At 32.7% G+C, this 4,882-nt stretch carries 6 protein-coding genes; 2 read left to right on the top strand and 4 right to left on the bottom strand.

Features of this window, described 5'->3' with window-relative positions:
• Nucleotides 1-295: 295 nt before the first annotated feature.
• On the bottom strand, nt 296-586 hold the full coding sequence (locus tag CEF19_RS20535) for a hypothetical protein (protein WP_100407776.1): 291 nt from the start codon (nt 584-586) through the stop codon (nt 296-298).
• A 971-nt stretch (nt 587-1,557) separates the two neighbouring features.
• On the opposite strand from CEF19_RS20535, the gene CEF19_RS20530 reads away from it, so the two are divergent.
• Nucleotides 1,558-2,130 (top strand): LysM peptidoglycan-binding domain-containing protein, encoded by a 573-nt coding sequence (locus CEF19_RS20530; protein ID WP_198510338.1) that lies wholly within the window; start codon nt 1,558-1,560, stop codon nt 2,128-2,130.
• A 295-nt stretch (nt 2,131-2,425) separates the two neighbouring features.
• Here the strand turns inward: CEF19_RS20530 and CEF19_RS20525 are convergent, their stop codons facing one another.
• Both CEF19_RS20525 and CEF19_RS23340 read right to left on the bottom strand, forming a co-directional pair.
• Nucleotides 2,426-3,004 (bottom strand): DUF5626 family protein, encoded by a 579-nt coding sequence (locus CEF19_RS20525; protein ID WP_100407774.1) that lies wholly within the window; start codon nt 3,002-3,004, stop codon nt 2,426-2,428.
• A gap of 50 nt (nt 3,005-3,054) precedes the next feature.
• Entirely contained in the window at nt 3,055-3,231 is a 177-nt protein-coding gene (locus tag CEF19_RS23340; RefSeq protein WP_157801032.1) for a hypothetical protein, read from the bottom strand.
• A 207-nt stretch (nt 3,232-3,438) separates the two neighbouring features.
• Here CEF19_RS23340 and CEF19_RS20520 point away from each other — a divergent pair, with 207 nt between their 5' ends.
• Entirely contained in the window at nt 3,439-3,615 is a 177-nt protein-coding gene (locus CEF19_RS20520; protein ID WP_100407773.1) for a PspC domain-containing protein, read from the top strand.
• A gap of 253 nt (nt 3,616-3,868) precedes the next feature.
• Here CEF19_RS20520 and CEF19_RS20515 read toward each other — a convergent pair whose 3' ends face one another.
• The gene (locus CEF19_RS20515; RefSeq protein WP_100407772.1) at nt 3,869-4,519 is read right to left on the bottom strand and encodes a uridine kinase family protein; all 651 of its coding nucleotides are present in this window, start codon (nt 4,517-4,519) and stop codon (nt 3,869-3,871) included.
• Nucleotides 4,520-4,882 lie beyond the last annotated feature (363 nt).

The raw sequence follows: 4,882 nt of genomic DNA, 5'->3' as shown, positions 1-4,882 counted from the left end.
TGATGCTTCATTTCTGTAAGTTAAAATATATAGACAGTATAAAATGTGGGACGCGTTTCAGAGCAAATATTATTTTATTATCAATTTCAGAATGCAAATGGATTGTAGCTAAAGATTTAATATGAAATCCTGATCAGTTACTAACTCTATGTTAACCTACATCTTGTATATAGGTTTTTTGGTTCCGTTAAAAGAATATCATTAATTTGCTTATTAAACTAAATGGCCCAATACATGAAAAAGACGCGTTCTTAAATTTAGAAACGCGCCCTTTAATTGAATAAGAAATACTTATTTATTCAAGATATACCCCAATAAGAAATAAAAAATAAACGATAGAGCAAGGAATCGCAACGACTAATAAAAATCTTTTTTTACCTTTTGATATTTCTTTGAATCTTAAGAAAGTATCATAAACCAAGAACATACTTGCAATTTGAACTAAACCAGCCATAACCATTCTAAACATATCTATAATTTCTAATGAATTTAAGGGTTTACCGAAATTTTCTCTAAGGTAAATACTCGATAAACCGAACAATCCAGAAAAAAGAAAGAAGTACATAAAAATTTTAACATTTTTCATTTTTTATCCTCTTTTTATTTAACAAGATTAATTTATCTCGATCTTAGCAGGAATACTCTTTGAAATACAGAGGGAAATCAGTTGTTTATTCCACTAAACTTCCCTTAAATAAGCAGTGAATAAGGAAGAAGGGCTGCTATAACAGCCCTGAGTTGCTCAATAATTGCGCCCTTTAATGGAATAACTAAAATATGGTCTCAGTCCTAAAATCACTCAATTCTTTTTAAACTAACGCACCCGTTACTTGAAGAAGAGATTTTTTCTTAAGCAGGTGGTCCCATCATATATTCTGCAAAAATCGCTAAAGAACAAAAAGCTAAACTGTTTATATTGGCAACAATAGAAATTACTGAGAGAGAAATTCTTTTCTTCTTAGAACGATATTTACCCAACGACTTAATCGAAAAAACTAATCCAACAATAAAAAGAATAAACCAAAAAATGTATGAGTAATTGGGAAATTTAAGAAAATTGATAATAAAAATAGTATTTAATAATAAAATCAAATTTCTATACTAACATTAATTTCCTTTTATATGGGAGTGAAAATAAAAAGCATTCCTGCTGCTGTTGCAGAAACGCACCCTATAGTTGAAGAAGGACGATGGCCAATTTTATGGCTATCGTCCTTCTTTTCTACTGTGCAGTAGTTTTGTACTACGCAGCAAAATGAATCTGTTACTTTTATCCGTAAAGGTTGCCTAACCACTATTATTTTTCTGTATATACTTAGGGTCGTTGATACAAACATGAGTCTCCAATATAAAAAAGCTGATGATAATTCAATCATGGGTCTCCAACTAAACGGACAAACGTAACCTTTGTCAAAGATGCTTTAAAATAGTTACCCAAAAAAAAGAAAGTGTTTTTACTGTTTTGATGATAATTAATTCATGATTCAAAAAATCATACCCATTTTAAACGTTACCACATACCATAAAATAAGGTTTCTACAATGGGAGGCAGTATTTATGTATAGACAGCGAGCAAGAATACCAGGAAACTGTCCACAGGGGTTTTTGGGTCGGTATACCGTAATTCCAGGAGACACGTTTTATACCATTGCGCAGATGTTTAGAGTAAGAATAGAAGCACTTGCAGTCAACAATCCCCATATTCCAAATCCTAATGTATTATTTCCCGGAGACATTCTCTGCGTTCCGGGTTTAATCCCTTACCCGTGCTGTACGTCTTTACAGCCCCGAGGGAGGGCACCATTCGGTACAGGCGGCGTAGCTTATGTGAATTTTGGTCCAAGAGGAGGTCAGGCTGTAAGCATTATGGTAACCTTACCGCAACCTCAAGTTTTCGGTGATTTTGACAAGTATACAGGTGAAATTATTATTCTCGGGACTGGAAGCTTTAGAAACCAGTTATTTGCTACTCCCGAAGACCCACCTACTTGGTCATCCCGAATAGAACTTCCTACCGCTGCAACCGTTACGCCAAACTCGCGTGTGTTAGTACGCCCTATTAATTCGTTGGCCGGCACTTCAGGTGCTCCTGTCTTAGAAGGTATAATGCTTCTTGGAAATTGTCAATAACATCAATAGAAGCAAAAGAAGCTGTCCTTCGTCATGTGTGACTGAGAGGCAGCTCCTTGCATTTGTTTTCAAAATGCACCAGGTCTCCGAAAAAAAAGCTGGTCCGCCAGCTTTAGGATTAAAACTCACAAAGAGAATTGAAATAAGGACAGGCACACTAACGTATCGCTAATACGCTCATTTTCATGAGATATAAATTCCTCGATCTTTGCCCCAGTAAGAATATTACATTCTTTTCACATAAAATCCCAAGCCTTCCGGTGAGGGGACATAAAACCTTCTAAATCCGCTCTAATCAACGCAACACACTCAACGTGGTTTGAGTGGTGATCGCAGACATAAGGATGTAGTAGTGTTTACCTTTTAAAGAAGAGTATTTAACGATTATTACCGTTTTAGAATATCTTTTTCTATTGTTTAACGATTTAAATATGAAGTTAGAACGTTGGTTAGCAAAATGGTTATCTTTTCCGACTTGTAAGTAAAGATTAAATTTTGCATTAACCCCTGGGAGAGAATAATCAAATGACAAGTGAGAGTAAGCATATCTTGTAGATGTTTCATGAGTTCTTGGTGTTACCAATTTATCATTCGAGTAACTACCACCAATAACAACTATACCCGGAGATTGTGCTTTCACTATGTAATCGTTGTTAGATCCCGATTTAATTACAATGTCTACTTTATAATCTGCATTGACTAGACCTGTATACCAATAAGCAGTAACTCGATAACTGCCTGGATTTAAACTACTTATACTGATAAAGTCTTCATCTATTTTAGTACCATATTCTATTTTTGACCCATCTTCAAATTCAATAGTTTCAGATTCACCTATTGGTAAATTCTTTAGTTTCTTTTTGGCTTTATCCAAGTTTTTCGGTTCCGTAGAATCAAGAGGTTTACCTATTTTTAACTTTTTTATTAATTTATCTTGAGTTTTTTGTCAATTTCAAGTTCTGTAAAGTTTTCTCTGATTTCAACCTCATTATCCTCTACCCATTTTTTAGGATCTTCATTAGAACTTGATGCCGAAACTGGTGAAACTGTTAATGCCAGTATTGAAATAAAAACGACAAATACAGAAAAAATTTTATTCATTGTTTATCTCCTCCTAATAGTATATATTTTGTAAAATATATACTATATTAATTAGGATATAATAGTATATATTTTACATAATTTATGTATATAATACCATTATGGAAATTAAAAGTATTTTTTTCATTAATTACTAGTATCCAATACGAAACTTAATTTTTTATAATTTTGTACAAACTAATAGATTAAGAAGAAAGGAGTTTAACCATGCAAATAACTAAATCAAAAAAAGATAAATCTTTATTTGGTGTGTGTGGAGGAATTGCTAATTATCTAAAAATACCCTCAATTCTAGTTAGGATAATTTTTATATTCACTCCTGGTTTTATTTTGCTTTATCTTTTTCTTAATTATTATCTTCCAGAAGATAAATCCTTGTATTAATATTTAAGAGTAATAATAGACATATTCTAATACTTGTTCGAAAAGGCGTTTTAGCTGGAGTTTATGACCATAATCGAACTTATTATGAAATAGCTTATACTATTGCCCTAGATGATATGGGAACCTTATATTAAAAAGGGGTCTTGACGTAAAAATGTCGTCAGGCCCCCACCTTTACTGCACAGTATTGGTCTACTACGCATTAACATTAATAAAAGGAGCTGCCGTCTTGACAACTCCTTATTACACTATTTCACAAATTAATTAAACAACTTTTTTCAAGAATATAGTTTTCATTTGAATTTTTTAAAACTATATCGAAATTCCGATGATAAGGATGCATAAATAAATCATATTGAATTCTACGCTCTTCATGAGATTTTCTTAAATAATTTATATCTGTTCCCCTTTCAGAAACATCACGAATACCCCTTCTCATCAGCTCGGTTTCTCCATCTGTATATAAGTAAACTTTTAGATTATACAAATTGGGGTCTGTAAAGGCAACGGTCATGCCTTCTATAATATTTACTTTATTTTTTGAAGAAATTAACTTGCTCTCTGTATAATGCGTGCCTATTGTATAAAAATCTAAAGCATCTCTCACCATTTGAAGGTCTCTCTCTAAAGCATATATATTATGAGCAGAAGGATGACAAGCTGTCATTTTGTCTTGATGGTGTTGATTCTTATATTCATATTTTAATATAGTGTACTTCCTAAGATGAGAGCCGATGATATATGGGTCCGTATTGATATAATTCACATCTTCATGTCCCAGAAGTTTAATAAGATTATGGGCAAACGTTGTCTTTCCAGATGCACCATGACCCGAAATCCCAATGATCATTTTTTCATCATTACTGTTAATCAAATTAGCTATCTTATGTAGAACCTTTTCCATATTTCCCCTCCATTTGCTTATTGAATTATGTTCATTATCTTGTCTTTTATACTGGATTTAGCAATAGCTAAACTTTATCATAAATCTTCTATTGCTTGTTTAACTATCCTGACCGTTAGCGGAACAAGGCAAGCGATGCCTTGTTTCGCTAACGAAGCACCTGTTTGTTTAAGTACCTCTTTTCACACAGTATTTATTTTTTGCTTTTTAATACTCCTAAAACTTCAAAAATCCCCATTGCAATACTTACATTAAGCATTCCAAACAATGTCCCAATAAGCATCAATCCATCATATTCACCAATAAAATTCATTACAAAGAAGATAAGACAAAATGCAAAAAATATCAGTCCGAATATAAATA

Source organism: Bacillus solitudinis (assembly GCF_002797395.1).
In the GTDB taxonomy this organism is placed as follows: Bacteria; Bacillota; Bacilli; order Bacillales; family Bacillaceae_D; genus Halalkalibacter_A; species Halalkalibacter_A solitudinis.
The sequence above is the reverse complement of the archived record's forward strand: the minus strand, read 5'-3'. Positions and strand labels throughout refer to the sequence as shown.